The sequence below is a fragment of the Streptomyces sp. NPDC021019 genome (assembly GCF_044333295.1).
GTDB lineage: Bacteria > Actinomycetota > Actinomycetes > Streptomycetales > Streptomycetaceae > Streptomyces.
In genome coordinates, this window is record NZ_JBIRQR010000013.1 from 1 (window position 1) to 18,065 (window position 18,065).

At 73.4% G+C, this 18,065-nt stretch carries 15 protein-coding genes; 3 read left to right on the top strand and 12 right to left on the bottom strand.

The window, feature by feature from the left end:
- Positions 1 to 176 precede the first annotated feature (176 nt).
- The 9 genes from ACH4RG_RS35815 to ACH4RG_RS35855 all read right to left on the bottom strand — a co-directional run bounded on the left by ACH4RG_RS35815 (position 177) and on the right by ACH4RG_RS35855 (position 11,821).
- Entirely contained in the window at positions 177 to 947 is a 771-nt protein-coding gene (locus ACH4RG_RS35815) for an FkbM family methyltransferase (protein ID WP_397931436.1), read from the bottom strand.
- Positions 944 to 1,162: a Trm112 family protein gene (locus ACH4RG_RS35820; RefSeq protein ID WP_397931433.1), complete on the bottom strand. Its 219-nt coding sequence runs from the start codon at positions 1,160 to 1,162 to the stop codon at positions 944 to 946. Before ACH4RG_RS35820 ends, ACH4RG_RS35815 begins: the two co-directional genes overlap by 4 nt.
- A gap of 116 nt (positions 1,163 to 1,278) precedes the next feature.
- Positions 1,279 to 2,172: a hypothetical protein gene (locus ACH4RG_RS35825; protein WP_397923662.1), complete on the bottom strand. Its 894-nt coding sequence runs from the start codon at positions 2,170 to 2,172 to the stop codon at positions 1,279 to 1,281.
- Between the two features lie 4 nt (positions 2,173 to 2,176).
- Complete coding sequence (locus tag ACH4RG_RS35830) at positions 2,177 to 2,902, bottom strand: methyltransferase domain-containing protein (RefSeq protein WP_397923664.1); 726 nt, start codon at positions 2,900 to 2,902, stop codon at positions 2,177 to 2,179.
- Entirely contained in the window at positions 2,899 to 4,227 is a 1,329-nt protein-coding gene (locus ACH4RG_RS35835) for a condensation protein (protein ID WP_397931431.1), read from the bottom strand. Before ACH4RG_RS35835 ends, ACH4RG_RS35830 begins: the two co-directional genes overlap by 4 nt.
- Positions 4,227 to 8,618, bottom strand: a complete 4,392-nt coding sequence (locus ACH4RG_RS35840; RefSeq protein ID WP_398540890.1) for an alpha-(1->3)-arabinofuranosyltransferase family protein — start codon at positions 8,616 to 8,618, stop codon at positions 4,227 to 4,229. Before ACH4RG_RS35840 ends, ACH4RG_RS35835 begins: the two co-directional genes overlap by 1 nt.
- A complete protein-coding gene (locus tag ACH4RG_RS35845; RefSeq protein WP_397931426.1) occupies positions 8,615 to 9,334 on the bottom strand; it encodes a class I SAM-dependent methyltransferase in 720 nt (239 codons plus the stop codon). Before ACH4RG_RS35845 ends, ACH4RG_RS35840 begins: the two co-directional genes overlap by 4 nt.
- Entirely contained in the window at positions 9,331 to 10,524 is a 1,194-nt protein-coding gene (locus ACH4RG_RS35850; protein WP_397923671.1) for a glycosyltransferase family 4 protein, read from the bottom strand. Before ACH4RG_RS35850 ends, ACH4RG_RS35845 begins: the two co-directional genes overlap by 4 nt.
- Before the next feature lie 313 nt (positions 10,525 to 10,837).
- A complete protein-coding gene (locus ACH4RG_RS35855; RefSeq protein ID WP_397923673.1) occupies positions 10,838 to 11,821 on the bottom strand; it encodes a DUF3068 domain-containing protein in 984 nt (327 codons plus the stop codon).
- A gap of 184 nt (positions 11,822 to 12,005) precedes the next feature.
- Between ACH4RG_RS35855 and ACH4RG_RS35860 the strand changes: the two genes are divergently transcribed.
- Together ACH4RG_RS35860 and ACH4RG_RS35865 are read left to right on the top strand one after the other, a co-directional pair.
- The gene (locus tag ACH4RG_RS35860) at positions 12,006 to 12,158 is read left to right on the top strand and encodes a hypothetical protein (RefSeq protein WP_003970781.1); all 153 of its coding nucleotides are present in this window, start codon (positions 12,006 to 12,008) and stop codon (positions 12,156 to 12,158) included.
- A complete protein-coding gene (locus ACH4RG_RS35865; RefSeq protein ID WP_397923675.1) occupies positions 12,155 to 13,360 on the top strand; it encodes a helix-turn-helix domain-containing protein in 1,206 nt (401 codons plus the stop codon). The genes ACH4RG_RS35860 and ACH4RG_RS35865 overlap by 4 nt, the downstream gene beginning before the upstream one ends.
- Positions 13,361 to 13,444: 84 nt before the next feature.
- On the opposite strand, the gene ACH4RG_RS35870 is transcribed toward ACH4RG_RS35865, so the two are convergent.
- From ACH4RG_RS35870 to ACH4RG_RS35880, 3 genes are read right to left on the bottom strand one after another with little or no spacing between them, the layout of a single operon-like run.
- The gene (locus ACH4RG_RS35870; protein WP_398540891.1) at positions 13,445 to 14,230 is read right to left on the bottom strand and encodes a 3-oxoacyl-ACP reductase; all 786 of its coding nucleotides are present in this window, start codon (positions 14,228 to 14,230) and stop codon (positions 13,445 to 13,447) included.
- A gap of 5 nt (positions 14,231 to 14,235) precedes the next feature.
- Entirely contained in the window at positions 14,236 to 15,618 is a 1,383-nt protein-coding gene (locus ACH4RG_RS35875; RefSeq protein ID WP_397923679.1) for an aldehyde dehydrogenase family protein, read from the bottom strand.
- A 27-nt stretch (positions 15,619 to 15,645) separates the two neighbouring features.
- Positions 15,646 to 17,010, bottom strand: coding sequence for a glutamine synthetase family protein (locus tag ACH4RG_RS35880; RefSeq protein WP_398540892.1), 1,365 nt, complete (start codon positions 17,008 to 17,010; stop codon positions 15,646 to 15,648).
- 127 nt (positions 17,011 to 17,137) lie between these two features.
- Between ACH4RG_RS35880 and ACH4RG_RS35885 the strand changes: the two genes are divergently transcribed.
- Positions 17,138 to 17,890, top strand: coding sequence for a FadR/GntR family transcriptional regulator (locus ACH4RG_RS35885; RefSeq protein ID WP_398163424.1), 753 nt, complete (start codon positions 17,138 to 17,140; stop codon positions 17,888 to 17,890).
- Positions 17,891 to 18,065 lie beyond the last annotated feature (175 nt).

The following is an 18,065-nucleotide window of genomic DNA, read 5'->3' on the forward strand; positions in this document are numbered from 1 at the left end:
CCCCCCGGATCATGGTTAACAAGGGGGGGAAGTCATGCCGGGCCCGGAGGCCGGCAGCCCCGTTGCGAGGCCACCAAAAAGGTAATGGGGGGGGCTGGCCAAGGCGTCGGTGACCGACGGGTTCGCACCCTCCGTTCGGCATGCCCGGGGCCGAGGACCCGCGGGGCCCGCGACCGTCAGGCCGGGCCCGGGGTCCGCCCGTCCGGCAGGAAGAGCACCGAGTTGATGTACCGCTCCCGGTGCGGGACGAAGGCCCGGCGCAGCAGCCCCCGGTGGACCAGGTGCTCCGTCCGCTCCTGGTGTGCCACCAGGTCGAACCCGTCTAGCGCGATCCAGCGCCGGCCCGCCAGCAGCCAGCCCGCGTAGCCCTGACCGGTCAGCAGGTCGACCGCCGGTGCGATCGGGCCGAGCCGGCTCTCCAGTTCGACGAGCAGGGCCGGCCGGTCCCTGCGCAGCAGCTCCGCCGCACCGAGCAGCGCCGCCCGCTCGCCGCCGTCGACGTCCATCTTCACGAAGCCGACCCCGCTCAGTCCGAGACCGTCGACGGTGATCGACGGCACCTCCAGGCAGTGCGCGTGGATGTCGCGGCGGGCCAGCGACGACACCCCCCGGTCGCCGCTGTCGCCCTCCGGGAACCACAGCTGCGCCGTGCCCACCCGGTCGGTCGCCGCGCCCTGGACCACCCGGGCGTTCGGCGGCAGCGTCCGGCGCAGGTGTTCGGCCAGATGCGGCACGGGCTCGACGGTGACCACCTCGGCGCAGCGGGCGGCGAGCCGCCGCGACCAGGGGCCGTACCAGCCACCGATGTCGACGGCGATACCGTCCGGCGGGCAGAAGTCGGCGAGCCGCCGGAGCTCGGGCTCGAAGCGCGGGTACAGGGCGACGGCGGCCGAGCCGACGAGGCCACCGGGCAGGCGGGACGCCACCGCCGCGGCGAACGTGGTCACGTGGCCGAGGCCTTGAGCCGGGTGAGCAGCCGCTCGTGGTCGTCCGCCCCGACCTTCCTGCCCGATGAGGGCAGCAGTTGCGGGATGCCGTCCACGATCGGGTAACTCAGGCGCAGCCGGGGATTGTAGAGCGCCTCCTCCTCGGTCAGCAGGGACAGCGGGCCCTTGTCGAGCGGGCAGGCCAGCAGGGCCAGCAGCGGGTCGTCGGGGTTCATCGGGTGGCTCCTCGGTCTCGGAGGTGTCGGAGGTGTCGGAGGTATCGGACGGCAGAGGTGGCGGGGAGGTCGGGAGGGCCGGTGGTGCCGGTGGTGCCGGTGGTGCCGGACCCGGGTCAGGACGGGGCGGCGGGCTGGGGGTCGTGGCGCGGCATGGCCAGCAGGACGGAGAGGGCGAGCGCCGTGCCGCCCACCCGCAGGGCCAGCAGCAGCGGATCGTCGGGCAGCGTCTCGCCGAAGGCGAGCGTCCCGAGTACCGCGGTGAACAGGCTGGTCACCGTGGTGCACACCGGCACGATGAGGGAGGCCCGGCAGCGCTGCAACGCCGTCTGCGACATCACCAGACCGGCCCCCGCGGTGAACAGCAGCAGATACGGATAGGGGGACGCCAGCAGCGACAGTGCGGCCTCGCCCAGACCAGTGCCGGTCAGGCGGCTGGACGTGCCCTTGATGGCCAGCGAGCTGACCCCGTAGAGCAGGCCCACCGCCACTCCGTACCCGATGCCGCTGGTCGGGACCCGGTGCCGTTTCGCCGCCCGGCTCTCCACTCGTACGTACAGCCAGACGCCCGCCCCCAGGGCGGGCACGCAGACCAGGAGCACCAGAGCCCACGGAGCGCCGCCGCTCACCACGTCCTCGCCCTCGCGCACCGAGGCGACGACCATCAGCAGGGCGACCAGCACCCCGCCCAGCGCGTAGCGTTCGCGGCCCGTCGACTCCTCGCCGAGCACGGCCGACGACAACAGCAGGAGCAGCACCAGACCGGAGACGAAGATGCCCTGCGCCGCCGCGATCGGCAGCGCCCGGTAGACGACCAGCTGGGCCCCGAACCCGGCCGCCAGCGCCAGCGCGCCGACCATCCACAGTGGACTGGTCAGCAGCGTCCGGACCACCCGCAGCGGTCGGCCGGCGGAGAGCGCGGGCAGCGCGCCCAGGGCCCGCTTCTCCACCACGAACCCCACGCTGTACAGCGCGTTGGCGACCAGCGCCGCGCCGACACCCCACCACACCGCGCTACCTCCGCCGCGCGTGGGCCAGCAGGATGGAGGCGGCCCCGGGCACCGAGCACGCCGCCCGGTCCACCAGCCGCAGCGCCCGCGGCACCCCGTGGAAGGGGGCGCCCGTGATCCGCACGTCGTCGAACCCGGACGCCGCGAGGAACGAGCGCAGCGCACGGGCCGTGTACAGCCGCAGATGCCCGACCACCTCGGAACCGGGGCGGCCGTGGATGCCGCGCAGACTGACCTCCGAGAACACCGGCTGCACCCCGGCGAGCAGCAGCGCCCGGTTGTACCAGGCCGCCAGGTTCGGGGTGGACAGCATCAGATGGCCGCCGGGCCGCAGGACCCGCCGCAGCTCGTCCAGGGCCTGGTCCGGGTCGACCAGGTGCTCCAGTATCTCGCTGAACAGCACCGCGTCCGCGCACCCGTCGGCCAGCGGCAGCCCGCCGTGCTCCAGCTCGCCGCGGACCACGAGGCCCATCCGGGGCCGGGCCCTGCGCAGCGCGTCCTGCGACCAGTCGACGCCGATCAGCCGGTGACCGGCGAGGACCGGGGCCGCCGTGGCCGCCGCCGTGCCGTCGCCGCACCCGATGTCGAGGATCACCTGCCCCGGCGCGCCCAACGCGTCGGCCAGCAGCCGGGCCTGCCGCAGGGTGCGCCCGTCGCCCGAGGCGACCGGGACGGCCGGGTTCTCGTAGAAGTCCCGCAGCCCGGGCGGGGGAGAGGTGGTGCCGGTCATACGGTCTCCGAGGACGTCGAGGCCAGGTGACGGGTGAACAGCTCGCGCAGGCGTACGCCGTCCTCGTCGCCCAGCAGGGTGCGCGACCAGCGCAGCGCCAGATGCAGTCGGCCGCCCGTGGACGCCGTGGTGAACGTCAGCCCCCGGGGCATCCGGGCGGGCGCGGAGAACCACACGGCGGTGGCCCGGCCCGCATCCCCGAAGTCCAACGGGTACGGCACCCGGCCGATGTTGCTCAGCAGCGTCGTCGAGGTCCACGGCCCCGCCAGCACCCGCAGCCCCCGGGTGACGGCGGCGCGGGCGGTCACCGGCAGCAGTGGCGCGGTCAGCAGGGAAGCGGACCGGCCCAACGGGGGACGGGGGCGTGCCTTGAGCGCCCGGGTGCGCTCAGCGGTCGCCCGCAGCAGTGCCGGGAGGTCGGCCCCGGGCGCCAGTTCGGACGCGGCGAATCCGACCTCCACCAGCCGGGTGCCGTTCCCGATCGGCATCTCGGGTCCGCGAGTGCGGTCGTCGACCGGCATGGTGATCCGCAGCGGCCGACGGTCGGCCCCCGGCGCATCCCGCTCCCGGTTCCAGTCGGCCACCGTGAGGGCGGTGGCCACCATCAGCTGGTCGTTCACCGTGTACGGAGCGCCGGACCCCCGCCGGGGTACCGGCAGTTCGACCAGCAGCATGGCGTTGCCGGGTACCGGCGCGGGCCCCGGCGAGCCCGCCGCGATCCGGGCGGGCCGGGCCAGCGGCGCCGCCGGGGACTCCCCGTCGAACGGCTCGGACGCCGGGCGCGCGGGTGCGGGGGCCGGCGGGGTGCGGTGCGCCCCGTAGACCTCGGCGGCCGTCGCCGCCAGCCGCATGCAGGCCGGGCCGTCGAGGGCGGTGTGGTGCACGGTGAAGAGCAGCACACACCCTGCGGCGCCCGGCTCCTCGACCACCGTGAGCCGCAGCGGCGGCGACACCGTCAGCGGAGGGGCCTCGTCCAGCGCCCGCGCCCGGGCCCGGGCGAGCGCCCCGGGCGCGGACGGCGGGAAGGAGACCGGATCCGTGTCAGGACTTCCGGTCAGCTCCCACTCGTAGCGCCGGGCGAACGGGGACCAGGGGCGCTCCCGCATCAGCGCCCGGGGGTGCCGGGCGAGCGCCTCGCCGAACGCGGCGCGCAGCCGCCCCTCGTCCACCCGGCCGGGCAGGTGGATCTCGATGTGCACCGTGTTCGGCTCGGCGTCCTGCGCACAGTGCCGGGCCACCTCGTCGACCACGGGGAACGGCACCCGGGCCGGGTCCCCGGGCGGGGGCATGCCGCCCCGCGCCCGGGGGTGCCGCGTGGTTGCCATCAGGTGCCCCCTCCGGGACGGGACGGCTGCTGCTGCTGACCGCCGGCCTGCTGCGTCGGGCCGTCACCGCCGTCGCCTTCGCCCCTGCCGGAGCCCGAGCCCGGCCCGTACCCGATTCCGGGCGCGGGAGGCGGAGTTCCCTGCGGACGCTTCGGGTCGGTGGACAGCGTCCGGCCCGAGGCGGCGGCCTGCGCCGGCACCGTGGGCGCCTCGCCGTCCGCGGCGGCCGTGCCCGGGCCCCCGACGGCCCGCCTGCCGAGCGGCTCGCGCCCGACCGTGACCAGGGCGGCGAACAGACCGACCAGGGCCAGGAACTGGGCCGTCGCGCCGAACGCGCCCTCGCCCTCGGCCGTGGTGTCCCCGGTGCCCACCGCGGTGACGACACCCGCCGCGGCCATCGCCGCGAACGCGAGCGGCGCGAGCAGCTGCGGCCGGAAGTGGGCGAGTACGGCGAGGACCGGCACCGCCAGGGCGAGCGGCCCCGCGATCACCACCCCCACCAGGGTGAGTGCCACCGTGCCCAGGACCAGACCCGGACCCGGCACGACGGGCTGCTCCTCGGCCGCGTACGGCTCGGCTCCCCGTCGGCGCCCGAAGGCGAGTCCCACGAGCACCAGGAGCAGGACTCCCGCGCCGATCAGGCCCACCTGGTAGATGCGGGCCGGCTCGTACTCCAGGGTGACCTCGCCGCCCTCGCCCTCCGGGATCAGCCAGGCCTGCTGCCAGCCGTCGATCCGCAGCGGCGTCAGCTCCTCGCCGTCCAGGGTGGCCTTCCAGCCCTTGTTGTGGTTCTCGTGGATCTGGAGGTAGGAGGCCTCGCCCGCGCCGACGGCGATCGTGCGCCGGTCGCCGTCGCCCCGCTCGACGTCCACCGAACGCGGCTTGCCCGCCGCGGCCTCGGTGGTCCCCTTGCTCAGCGTGACGTCCGTGATGGCGAGCGGTCCCGCGTCACCCGCCTCGACCGTGGTGGACGAGGCGGCCAGCTCCACCGTGCCGCCCTCCGTGCACGGCGTGACCTCGATGGGGCGGCGTTGGGTCAGGTCCCGCACCAGGCCCTCGGCGCGGGTCTCCAGGAACGTACCGCCGACGGACAGGACCGGACCCTTGCCGCAGGCCAGACTGAAGGTCGTGCCCGGCTTCGGCTGCGGCGAGCGGTACTCCTCCAGGGCCGGGACGTAGACCTCGCTCAGCCCCACCGGCAGTTGCAACTGGTCGTCGGCGACCGGGTTGTGGACGGTCAGCGGAGCCTGGCGCGAGATGGTGATGTCCATCCGGTCGGTCCTGATGGGCGAGAAGCGGGCCATGCCGTTCTCGTCCACGGAGGCCACCGCCGTGCCGTCGGGGGAGCTGATCTGCACCTGCTCGGGGCGGGTGGACAGGCCGCCGGCCGCCGCGAAGACGATCTCCCCGATCTCCTTCTTCTCCGGCCAGGACAGATGCAGTACGGGGCGTTCGCCCGCGATCCACGCCGTGGTCAGATCACCGTCGGTCAGATTGCGCGGAGTGAGGCTGGTGCCCAGCCGCGCCGTGGAGTCGGCGCTCACCTCGATCTTGTCCCGCTCGCCCGTGAGCTCGAAGAGCAGCTTGTCCAGGGCCTCGCCGGGCACCGGCACCGCGCTCGCGGACAGCTTGTACGGGCCGGCCTCCTGGGCGGTGAACTGCCGGTGCAGGCCGACCTCGGCCGCCACCGACGACAGACCGCCCGGGTCGCTGCCCCGCCGCAGCGAGTAGACCGCGGAGTCCGCGCCCTCGCGCGGCGCGTCGGCGGGCAGCTCCAGCATCCGGGTCACCTGCACCCCCGGGATCGCGATGTCCGTGAAACCGGCCCCGGTGAGCCCGGGACGCCCCTGCTGGGACTCCAGGATCGTCACCTTCAGCCACGAGGCCTGCCCGGTGGGCGCGGCCACGGTCTGCGTCGACCCGTCCGGCTTCAGCGGGCTGTCCTCGAAGCCCCGCTCGGTCTCGACCCGCACGACGGTCGGCGCGGCCCGCACGTTCGCGCTGGGCAGCGGCGTCACCTGGAGCGAGCCCGGAAGCTCCGTCGGGGTGGTGAAGTCGACCCGCACCCACTCGTTCTCGGGCGAGCCCGGGGACCCTTCCGCCCAGCCGGTGTCCGGGTTGCCGTCGAAGGCGTTGACCGGGTCGTACTGCGGCAGATGGAACAGCCAGTTGCCCACCGACGAGGCGCTGACCTTCTTGGCGCCCCGCAGCACGGCCGTCGTCTGGTGCTCCGCGCCGGACGTCGGCAGGATCTGCCGGGGTTTCCGGTCCGGATCCTGTGCGGCCTCCACCGCGTTGCGCTCATCGGCGGTGTACGTGTACGAGGTGTTGGAGTTGACCAGCCCGAACCGGGTGTCGGCGCGCCGCAGCCCGTCGCCCGCCGCGTACAGCGACGGCCGCCCCAGACCCGGATGCGCGTCACCGGCCAGTACGGCCGGCCGGCCGTTCAGCGCGCCGCTCGCCGACAGCGGCAGCAGGGACTCGGGCCCGCCGCTCACGACGGCCGTCGAGGCCACCGGGGACGTGGTCGCCCGCCCCGGACGCTCCGTTCCGGCGGGCGGCTCGTAGATCTCCACGGCCCGCTGTCGCGGATAGAGGCCCTCGACCTGCACGGGGGTGTCCGCCGCGATCCGGCCGCCGGTCATCACCGGACCGAAACCGGTGACGCGCCGGTACCCGGACGCCTCCAGGGTGCGCTTCACCGTGGTCGTGGGGACATACCCCAACTGGTCGGGATCCAGGTCGTTGCGGACCACCACATAGTGCAGCCCCGCCCGGTTGAGGTACTCGCTCAGTCCGGGGACCTCGCCGCCGGTGGTCAGCGCCTGCTCGACGGCGTCCATCGCCCGCCGGTTGCCCGGCGTGCCGAACGGCACGTAGTCCCGTTGCGCCCAGGGCGAGTTCGCCAGCACGTCCAGCGGCTGGTCGATGGGGGAGCCCCAGGTGTAGATGCCGTGCGCGGTCGCGGGGACCACCAGGGCGCGGTCGTCGGCCGAGTTCTTCTTCAGCCAGCTCCCGGTCGTCTCCCAGTACGTGGGCAGCTGCTGGAACGAACCCGTCTGGAGGATCGAGCCGTTGACGTACGGCCAGGCGAGACCCGGCAGCACGAGCGCGGCGGCGATCACCGGCACGAGCCGGCGGGCGCGCACCGCGCTGCCTCCGCCCCGCGCCGCCGCGGCGACGGAGGCCACCGCGGTGAGGTGCGCGAGGCCCAGCGCCAGGGCCAGCGCAAGACCCGTCTGGAACTTGTAGATGTTGCGGAACGGCACCAGCCAGCCGTCCAGCCAGTCCTGCACGGTCCCGTGGAACAGCCCGCCCAGCGCACCGCCGTAGCCGGCGAGCGTGATGAGCGCGACGCTCAGGACGGTCAGCACGAGCCAGCGGCGCTCGGGCAGATCACGGCGTGCCAGCCCCGCCAGGCCCAGGGCGGCGGCGAGCGCCGAACCCAGGATGGTGACGGTCCCGGTGGCGACGGTCCAGCCGGCGGGCAGCCAGGCCTCGCCGAAGTTCAGATAGCCGACCCAGTTCCCGCCGCCGCGCAGGACCTCCGTCGCCGACATGGTCGTCGTGGTGGTGTACGAGGACTCCACGTACGGCATGAAGTTCTCGCCGTAGATCCCCAGCAGCAGCAGCGGAACGATCCACCAGGCCGTAGCCAGGACGACGCCGGGTATCCACCACGCCAGCAGGGCGCGCTTGCGCGGACCGCCGGGACGGGACAGCAGATACAGCCCGACCGGCAGCAGGGAGGCCAGTGTGGACGCGGCGTTGACGCCGCCCATCAGCGGGATCAGCAGTGCGGACCGGGTCGCCGCGATCCTCGGCGCGAGCCGCGGGTTCGTCAGCGGCAGCAGCACCCACGGCAGCAGGGCGCCCGGCAGGGCCGCCGCCGAGGTCGAGCCCACGACGATGGTGTACGTCGGCCACAGCGCGTACGCGACCGCGGCCGGCAGCCGGGTGGCCGGGGAACCCACGGCCAGCCGCTCCGCCAGCCGGAGGGCGCCCCAGAAGGCGGTTGCCACGATCAGCGACAGCCACAGCCGCTCCGCGAGCCAGACCGGTAGGTGCAGCAGGTCGGCGGCCCCGTAGTACGGCAGCATCGGGACGGCGTAGCCGACGTACTGGTCGGCGATCCCGCCGAACCCGGCCCGGCTGTGCCACAGCTCGCCCAGGTCGCCCAGGAAGCGCCAGGGATCGGCGACGACGCCGAGCTTGGTGTCGAACGTCATCCGGCCGGGCGACACCGCGAGGAACGCCGCGAACACGGCGGCCCAGAAGCCCAGCAGCCAGCGCCGTGAACGGGGCGTGGGCGGTCCGTCGGCGGGACCGGACGGCGCGGGACCCGCGCCCTCCGGGACCGTGGACCGGGGTGGGTGGACAGCGCTGGTCATGAACACCGCCGGAGGATGAGGAGGAGGTTCCAGGTGGCGAATTCCCGCAGTACGGGGATGCGCGGCACGAGCTGGGGAAGGACGGGCCAGTAGCGCGAGCGTGCTGAGACGACGGTCACGTCGGAGCGGCTCCGGACGTGGCTCAGGGTCTCCCCGACGCCGATCTTGAAGAGGTTCTCGCCGAGCCGGTGCTTGGCCGGGCCGCCGGTGCGCCGCTCGTAGCGGCTCCGGGCGCGTTCGGCGCCGAGGTAGTGCCAGGGCGCCCACTCGTGGCCGCCCCACGGGGAGAGCCAGTTGGTGTACGAGACGTAGATGAGACCGCCGGGGCGGGTCACCCGCGCCATCTCGCTGAGGAAGGTGTGCGGATCGGCGACGTGCTCCAGCACGTTGGAGGAGAAGCAGACGTCGGCCGCGCCGTCGGCGAGCGGCAGCAGATAGCCGTCGGCGACGACGGTGTCCGCGCGCTGCCCGGGGCCGATCTCGGTCGGATCCGGTTCGAAGAGGTAGCTGTGCGCACCGCGCCGCCGGAACTCGCGGGTGAAGTAGCCGTCGCCGCCGCCGACGTCCACGACGATCTTGTCGCGGAGCGGGGCGTGCCGTTCGACCTGGTCGGCCGCGTCACGGGCCAGCAGGGTGTACGCCGTGGCGGGGTCGGCCTGTTCGCGCAGGAAGGCGCGGAACAGGGCGGCCGACCGCCGGAACGAGGGGTCCTTCACGCGCTCGCGCCGATCACCGGGGCGCTCGGGCCGCCCGCGGCCCCGGCGCTCGCACCCGCGGTCGCCTCGGCGGCGACCGCGGCGAACCGGCGCACACTGGCGGTCCACCGGTAGTCGGCGGACCGTTCGCGGGCGGCCTTGCCCATCGCCTCGCGCCGCTCGTCGTCCAGCGCCAGCGCGCACCAGGAGGCGGCGAAGGAGGACGCGCCCGCGGCGAGGATCCCGGTGACACCGTCCTCGACGGAGTCGCGCAGCCCCGGCACGTCGAAGCCCAGGGTCGGGGTGGACCGGGCCGCGGCCTCCGTGACCACAAGACCCCACCCCTCCACGGCCGCCGGGTGCAGGAGCATCCACGCGGCGCAGAGCAGCCGGTGCTTCTCCGCCTCGGTCACATGGCCGGCGAACTCCACGCCAGGACCGGCGAGTTGTTCCAGCCGGGCCCGCTCGGGGCCGTCGCCGACGATGACGAGCCGGCCTCCGGTGACCGGCCGGACCCGCTCCCAGAGCTGGAGCAGCAGATCGATGCGCTTGTAGTCGACGAGCCGGCCCAGCGCCACGAACAGCGGTGTGGCGGACCGCTCGCCCTGCGGGTTCGGCTCCTGGACGCCGTTGTGCACCACCCGGATCCGCCGGTCGGGCACGCCCAGTTCGCGCAGGGCGCCCGCCGTGGACGGGGACACCGCGATCATCAGGTGGTCGCGGTAGGCGCGGGACAGGGCCCAGTGTTCGAGCTTGCGGCCGACACGGGCCACCGGCGTCGGGAAGCGCATGTCCCACAGGTCGGTGTGCACATGGTTGACCAGGCAGACCGTGGGTCCGCGGTGCCACAGCGGGGCCAGGTACGGCATGCCGTTGCAGACCTCGACGAGCAGGTCGCATGTGCCGATCCGCCGGGCGAAGGCGGACCGCGCGCCGACGTAGTGCCCCAGCGCGGAGCCTGCCGAGACGACCCGGTAGGGCCGGCGGGCGGCCGGTCCGCCGCACAGCAGCGTGACGTCGTGGCCCTGCTCGGTGAGGCCCAGGGCGAGCTGGTCGACGAGCAGCTCGGAGCCGCCGGCGGCCGGATTGCCCAGGTCGCGGTGGGCGAGGAAGACGATGCGTCCGGGGGTCGCGGGGATCGTCGCGGGCGCCGGGCCCTGACCCGGACGCGCGACGGCGTCAAGCAGGGGGGGAGGGACGTGCTGGGGCATGGGTGCTCCAACTCGGCTCGGGGGGCGGGGACGGGGGGAGCGGCCCTCGGGGTGAGGGCCGCCTTGGAGCGGGGACGTACCGGGGGGCCGGGACAGGGGGGGCGCCGGGGCCGGGAAACCCGGCTGCGGGGCGAGGGACCGAGAAGAGGGTGATGAGGGAGAAGAAGGGGACGGAAGTGATGAGGGTGATGAGGAAGTGAAGAGGAGAAGGACGGACGGGACGAGACCGGGGGGCCGTGCTCTGGTGGGGATAGACAGTTTTCGGCACGGGTACGCCCCCGGCTACTCACCGGTGCAACAACTTGCCGGTAACTCAGGTGTGCGGAATCGTCATCATGTGAGTATTCGGCGCTTCCGGCTCCGTCCGGCGGCCCCGGACGACGAGCACGACGCCCGCCAGGGCGAGCACACCGCCCAGCCCCGCGGCCCCGGTCGGCGCGGTCGTGCCGAGCATCGCCAGCCGGTCGCTGTCCGCCGACGCCAGCTCGACCTGCTTGAGCTGGGTCTCCTCGGTGAACTCCACCCGCTTGCTCTCCAGGAGCACGACGGCGTCCTTCTCGGAGCCCGGGGCGCGCAGCGTCTTCTTCGGGCCGATCGCCGCGTTCATGATCCGGCCGGTCCGCCGGTCGACCACCAGCTCGATGCCGCTGTTGGAATACCACTCCTCGGCCAGCACCTGGGGGATCTTCTTCTTCCCCACGAGCAGCCCGGGCACCTGGCGCACCCCGGTCCTGGTGGGCTCGACCTCGCCCTTGAAGAGCAGGCCGGAGTAGCCCTGAACCTCCTGCTCGCCGGCGTAGGAGAGCCGTACGACCCCGCCGAGCGTGCTGTCCCACCAGCGGTAGGAACGCTTCTCGACGTCGAAGGGGAACTTCAGGTAGGCCTCACCGTCGAACGTCGGGGATTCCTCGCAGCAGTGGACCGGCTCGTTCGTGACCCGGTCGGTCACCCAGCGCTCCAGCGTCCACTGGAGGGCGTCACGGGGGTCCGAGGCGGGCAGGGTGTCCTGGTGGTCGACCGAGGTGGAGACGTCCCACACGGCGTGGCCGCTCTTCTCGCTGTCGGCCACGTCCCCGCGCACCTGCCGCGTGATCGTGATCGTTCTGCCCTCGACCGTCTCGACCTCGGACGTGTCGAAATAGCTGCCCGTCCCGGTGAAGACGGTGGTGGTGTCGATGTCGATGGGGGTGCGCTTGGCATGCGGCTGGACGTACCAGACGAGCAGCGGCGCGAGGACGAGCAGGAAAACCCCTGCCCCCAGCAGGACAAGCGACAGGGGTGAAGCGTTGTGGCGCATCCGGGCACTCCTGGGTCGAATCTCTTCGCGGAGGTGCACGGGCCCGGGCCGGTCAGCCCTTGATTGGCGTGAACAGTAGGCAAGCCCTTGACGGAATGTCAATGTGCTGTCGACACTGTGTCCCAGCCGGAGGGGCCCGGCTGACAGGGGTGGGGATCGCCTCCAGCAAGGAGCTGACCCGACCATGCGCAGACTCATCGCCGCAGCTGTCACCGTTCTGGTGGCCGCCACACTCGCCGTTGGCGCGGCGGTCGGTGTCGTGGCACTGCTCGACGCCACTCCCGACCAGCCCAATACCCCCCTGATCAGCTATGACACCGCCCCGGCGGTTCCGTGACCCGCCCGGCCTGGCAGGACGTCCCCCGGTCGAAGCTCGACCGTTTCGAGGCGATCGCCCGGTCCGAGGCCCCGGAACTCGCTCAGATGATCCTCTACCAGATTCGCCAGGAATATCCCTATCTGCAGCTGGTCGAGGACGAGTCCGGGGAGCCGCTGGCCCTCGTCGGCATCCGCCGCGCGATCGAGGGCTTCGTCCACAACCTCACCGCCGGCGCCCACCCCCGGGTGCCGCCGGAGATGTTCCAGGAGTTCGGGCGCGGCGAGGGGCTGGAGGGCCGCAGCCTCGACGCGCTCCAGGCCATCTACCGCCTCGGGGTCCGGCTCACCTGGCGCAGGCTCGCCGAGATCGGCCAGCAGGTCGACATCCCCGCGCCCGCCATGTACGAGCTGGCCGAATCGGGATTCGAGTATCTGGACGGGCTCGTGGAACAGTCGGTACGGGGCTACGCCGAGGCGGCGGCCCGGCGCGCCAGCGAACGGCTCCGCCTCCAGCGCCAGCTGATCGAGCTCCTCCTGGTGGAACACCGGGGCGATGTGTCGGTGGCCCTGTCCGAGCGGGCCGCTCGCATCGGCTGGGAGCTCCCGGAGACGATCGCCGTCGGTGTGCTCATGCGCCCGGCCCGCGAGGCCGTGGCCCCGGCGGTCGGGCAGGGCATGCTGCTGGAGATGGAGAGCGAGCAGCCGCGCATCGTCATCCCGGACCCGGACACGGCGGGCCGCGCGGAGATCCTGCGGCGCGCCACGGCCGGCTGGTCCGGGGCGATCGGCCCGGCGGTCCCGTTGGCGGCCGCGGCGACCTCGCTGCGGTGGGCGGAGACCGCCGTCCAGCTGATCAAGAAGGGGCTGCTGCCGCAGGGCGAGGTGCTGTACTGCACCGAGCGGACGGAGGAACTGCTGCTGCTTCCCGCCCAGGAGCTGATCGACGCGTCGGCCCGCCGCTGCCTCGCCCCGCTGGAGGGCCTCAGTCCGACCCAGGCCCGGCGCCTGGCCGAGACGCTCCTCGCCTGGATCGAGACCCCCGGCGGCGCCCCGGAGGTGGCCGCCCGCCTCGGCATCCATCCCCAGACGGCCCGCTACCGGCTGCGGCAGATCCGCGAGCTGTGGGGTGACGCCATCGACGAACCCGATCAGCGCTTCGAGATGCTCCTGGTGCTCCGCGCGCGGCGTCTGCGGGGCGACCCGGCCGCCACCGCGGGCTGAACGGCGACCGGGCGTCCGGACGTTCGCGAACGTCCGACCGCCGGGACCGTTGGCAGACCGCCGGGGCCGCCGGGACGGTCCGGATCAGACCGGGGTGACGTACGCCCCGGCGATCCCGCCGTCGACCAGGAAGTCCGTGGCGTTCACGAACGAGGCGTCGTCGCTCGCGAGGAACGCGACGGCGGCGGCGATCTCCGTCGGCTCGGCGAACCGGCCGACCGGGATGTGCACCAGACGCCGGGCGGCCCGCTCCGGGTCCTTGGCGAACAGCTCCCGGAGCAGCGGGGTGTTGACCGGGCCGGGACACAGGGCGTTGACCCGGATGCCGTCGCGCGCGAACTGGACCCCCAGCTCGCGCGACATCGCCAGGACCCCGCCCTTGGACGCGGTGTACGAGATCTGCGAGGTGGCCGCGCCCATCCGGGCCACGAAGGACGCCGTGTTGATGATGGAGCCCTTGCCCTGCTCGCGCATATAGGGGATCGCCGCCTTGCAGCAGAGGTAGACGGAGGTCAGGTTGACCTCCTGCACCCGCCGCCAGGCCTCCAGGCCGGTGTCCAGGATGGAGTCGTCGTCGGGCGGGGAGATCCCCGCGTTGTTGAACGCGATGTCGACCGAGCCGTAGGTGTCGAACGCGGCCTCGAAGAGGGCGCCCACCTGGCCGGCGTCGGTGACGTCGGTGCGGACGAAGAGCCCGCCCGCCTCCTCGGCGGCCGGCTTGCCGCTCTCCTCGTCGACATCGGCACAGACGACGTGCGCCCCCTCGGCGGCCAGCCGCCGGACGGTGGCCAGGCCGATGCCGCTGCCGGCTCCGGTGACGACGGCGGTGCGGCCGACCAGGCGGCGGCAGACGGAAGAAGTGTCGGTCATGGTGCTCAGGCCTCCGTGCTGATGAAGACGTTCTTGGTCTCGGTGAAGGCGGCCAACGCGTCCGGGCCGAGCTCGCGCCCGAGCCCCGACTGCTGGTAGCCGCCGAAGGGGGTCGAATAGCGCACGGCAGAATGCGAGTTGACGGAGAGGTTGCCCGCCCGCAGCCCCTGGCTCACGCGCAGCGCGCGGCCGACGTCCCGGGTCCAGACCGAGCCGGCGAGTCCGTAGTCGGTGGCGTTGGCGAGGCGCAGCGCGTCCTGTTCGTCCTCGAACGGAAGGACCACGGCGACGGGCCCGAAGACCTCCTCGACCGCTACGGGCGCCTCGGGCGAGACCCCGGTGAGGACGGTCGGCGGGTACCAGAACCCGGGACCCTCGGGGGCCGTTCCGAGGACGGTCCGTACGCCGTCGGCACCACGGGCACCGTCGACGAAGCCCCGTACCCGGTCGAGCTGGTGCGCCGAGATCAGCGGGCCCATCTGCGTCTTCTCGTCGGCCGGGTCGCCCACCACGACGGCGGACACGGCCGGGACGAGAGAAGCGAGGAAGCGGTCGTACACGGACCGCTCGACCAGGATCCGGGTGCGGGCGCAGCAGTCCTGACCGGCGTTGTCCAGGAAGGACATCGGCGCGGCCGCCGCGGCGGCCTCCACATCGGCGTCGGCGAAGACGATGTTGGGGCTCTTGCCCCCCAGCTCCAGGGTGAGCCGCTTCACGCGCTCAGCGCAGCGGGTCATGATGTGCTTGCCGGTCCGGGTGGAGCCGGTGAACACGATCTTCGCGACGCCCGGGTGCTCGACCAGGGCGCTCCCGGCCACCGGCCCCTCGCCGGGCAGCACCTGGAAGAGACCCTCGGGAAGCCCGGCCTCCAGGGCGAGTTCGGCCAGCCGGAGAGCGGTCAGCGGTGTCGTCTCGGCGGGCTTGAGGAGGACGCCGTTGCCCGCCGCGAGGGCCGGGGCGAGGCCCCAGGCGGCGATCGGCATCGGGAAGTTCCACGGGGCGATGACCCCGACGACGCCCAGCGGTTCCAGGATCGTGAAGTCGATGCCGCCCGCCACCGGGATCTGCCGGCCCAGGAGCCGTTCGGCGCCGCCCGCGCCGTAGTCGAGGAGATCCCTTACGTTGCCGGCCTCCCACCGGGCGTTGCCGATGGTGTGACCGGCCTCGCGGACCTCCAAGCGGGCCAGTTCCTCGATGTGTTCGTCGACGACGACGGCGAAGCGGCGCAGCAGCCGCGCCCGGTCGGCGGGCGCGGCGGCCCCCCAGCGGCGCTGGGCGGCCGCCGCGCGGATGACGGCGGCGTCCACGTCGGCGGCGGAGGCCGCCGGGACGGTGGCGATGACCTCGGCGGTCGCCGGGTCGAGGACGTCCAGGGTGGGTTGTGACACGTACGGGCCCCGATCGGGAAGTGGTGGTCAGAGGCGTTCGAAGGAGCGGCGCAGTTCCCAGTCGGTCACCGCGGAGTCGTACGCGGTCAGTTCGACCCGGGCCATGTTCAGGTAGTGGGCGACGACCTCCTCGCCGAACGCCTCCTTGGCGATGGGGCTGGCCTCCCACAGCTCGGCGGCCTCGCGCAGGGTCGTCGGCACCTGGTCGTAGTTCCCGGTGTACGCGTTGCCCGTACAGGCCTCGGGCAGCTCCAGCCCGTGCTCGACCCCGTACAGTCCGGCGGCGACAAGACCGGCGACGGCCAGGTGCGGGTTGACGTCGCCGCCGGGCAGCCGGTTCTCGAAGCGCATCGAGCGCCCGTGGCCGACGACCCGCAGGGCGCAGGTGCGGTTGTCGACGCCCCAGGCGACGGCGGTGGGGGCGAAGGAGCCGGGCTGGAAGCGTTTGTAGGAGTTGATGGTGGGCGCGTAGAGGAGGGAGAAGTCCCGCAGGGCGGCGAGCTGTCCGGCCAGGAAGCGCCGCATCAGCTCGGACATGCCGCCCTCGCCCTCGCCCGCCATCAGGTTCGCGCCGTCCGCGTCGGTCAGCGAGAGGTGGATGTGGCAGGAGTTGCCCTCGCGCTCGTCGTACTTGGCCATGAACGTCAGCGAGACGCCCTCCTGGGCGGCGATCTCCTTGGCGCCTGTCTTGTAGACGGCGTGCTGGTCACAGGTGGTGAGCGCCTCGTCGTAGCGGAAGACGATCTCGTGCTGGCCGGGATTGCACTCGCCCTTGGCGGACTCGACGGTCAGCCCGGCCTCCTGCATCTCGTTGCGGATCCGGCGCAGCAGCGGCTCGACGCGGCCGGTGCCGAGGATCGAGTAGTCGATGTTGTACTGGTTGGCCGGGGTCAGCCCGCGGTAGTCGCGGTCCCAGGCCTCCTCGTAACTGTCCCGGAAGACGATGAACTCCAGCTCCGTGCCGACCTGCGCCGTGTATCCGAGCTCCGCCAGCCGGTCGAGCTGGCGGCGCAGGATCTGGCGCGGGGCCGCCACCACCGGACTGCCGTCGTGCCAGGCGAGATCCGCGATCAGCAGGGCGGTCCCCTCGTGCCAGGGGACGGGGCGCAGGGTGGCGGGGTCGGGGACCATGCCGAAGTCGCCGTAGCCGTTCTCCCACGAGGACATCGCGTAGCCGTCGACGGTCCGCATCTCGGTGTCCACGGTCAGGAGGTAGTTGCAGCCCTCGGTGCCGTGCTCCAGCACCTCGTCGAGGAAGAACCCGGCCGCGAACCGCTTCCCCTGGAGCCTGCCCTGCATGTCCGGGAAGGCCAGCACCACGGTGTCTATCGACCCGTCCGCGACCCGTGAGCGGAGCTCGTCGACGCCGAGCGGGGGTGTGCGGTCTGCCACGGGATGCCTCCTAGGGTGAACCGGGAGGCTTAAGGTATGGCAGGGAACCATTGCTTGGGAAGGGGATCGGCCAGTGGCCACCAGGGGAAGAGCGGACGACACCCGTCCGGCGGTAGGGGCGGCGGAGGTGGCGGCGGCGGTGGACGCCGCCGGGGGCGGGAGCGACACCGTGATCGGCCCACCGGCCTCCGTGCTGCGGCCCGTCCGCGCGGGCAACGGCTTCGAGGAGGCGCTGGAGCAGCTCCTCCAGCTCCTGCGCCTCGGGCTGGTCCCGCCCGGCGAACGGCTCCCCTCCGAACGCGAGTTGTCCCAGCACCTGAGGGTCAGCCGCGTCACGCTGCGCGAGGTCCTCAAGGTGCTCCAGGATCAGAACATGGTCGAGAGCCGCCGGGGCCGCTACGGAGGAACGTTCGTCCTGCCGCGCCCCGCGGCCCCCAGCGGCAGCGGCGAACTGCGCCGCCGCATCGCCGCCGTCGACGTGGAGGACACCCTGCGCTTCCGCGAGGTGCTGGAGGCCGGAGCGGCGGGCCTGTGCGCCGAAGGGCTCCCGGCGGGCGGCGGGTCCAGGCTGCGGGCCGCGCTCGACGCGACGCGGGGCGCCAGGCTCGAGGACTACCGCCGCCGGGACACCCTGCTCCACCTCACGCTCGCCGAACTCTCCGGCTCCCGCACGCTCGCCGCGCAGTACGCCGCGGTCCGGGCCACCCTCAACGAACTGCTCGCCTGCATCCCGCTGCTGGTGCGCAACCTGGAGCACTCCCAGCAGCAGCACGCGGCCGTCGTCGAGGCGGTGCTCGACCGGGACGCGGACGCGGCCCGCGAGATGATGCGCGAGCACTGCGGAGGCACGGCGGCCCTGCTGCGCGGCTTCCTCGTCTGAGCCGGCCTGATCGGCGGGACGCTCCCGGCCGGTGTCCGGCGCGTAGGTGAATCCGTGGCCACGCTCCGCGTCCGTGGCCACGCTTCTCATCCGTGGTCACCCCGCGAATCCGCAACCACTCTTCAACGCACGCCCCTTGCGATTCCCTCCGCGTTCCACAAAGGTGTGCCGACGG

What these genes read in the sequence shown, in the direction of transcription:
- ACH4RG_RS35835 (WP_397931431.1), bottom strand. Translation starts at nt 4,227, where the DNA reads ATGGCAACCACGCGGCACCCCCGGGCGCGGGGCGGCATGCCCCCGCCC.
- ACH4RG_RS35820 (WP_397931433.1), bottom strand. Translation starts at nt 1,162, where the DNA reads ATGAACCCCGACGACCCGCTGCTGGCCCTGCTGGCCTGCCCGCTCGAC.
- ACH4RG_RS35855 (WP_397923673.1), bottom strand. Translation starts at nt 11,821, where the DNA reads ATGCGCCACAACGCTTCACCCCTGTCGCTTGTCCTGCTGGGGGCAGGG.
- ACH4RG_RS35830 (WP_397923664.1), bottom strand. Translation starts at nt 2,902, where the DNA reads ATGACCGGCACCACCTCTCCCCCGCCCGGGCTGCGGGACTTCTACGAG.
- ACH4RG_RS35850 (WP_397923671.1), bottom strand. Translation starts at nt 10,524, where the DNA reads ATGCCCCAGCACGTCCCTCCCCCCCTGCTTGACGCCGTCGCGCGTCCG.
- ACH4RG_RS35860 (WP_003970781.1), top strand. Translation starts at nt 12,006, where the DNA reads ATGCGCAGACTCATCGCCGCAGCTGTCACCGTTCTGGTGGCCGCCACA.
- ACH4RG_RS35840 (WP_398540890.1), bottom strand. Translation starts at nt 8,618, where the DNA reads ATGACCAGCGCTGTCCACCCACCCCGGTCCACGGTCCCGGAGGGCGCG.
- ACH4RG_RS35870 (WP_398540891.1), bottom strand. Translation starts at nt 14,230, where the DNA reads ATGACCGACACTTCTTCCGTCTGCCGCCGCCTGGTCGGCCGCACCGCC.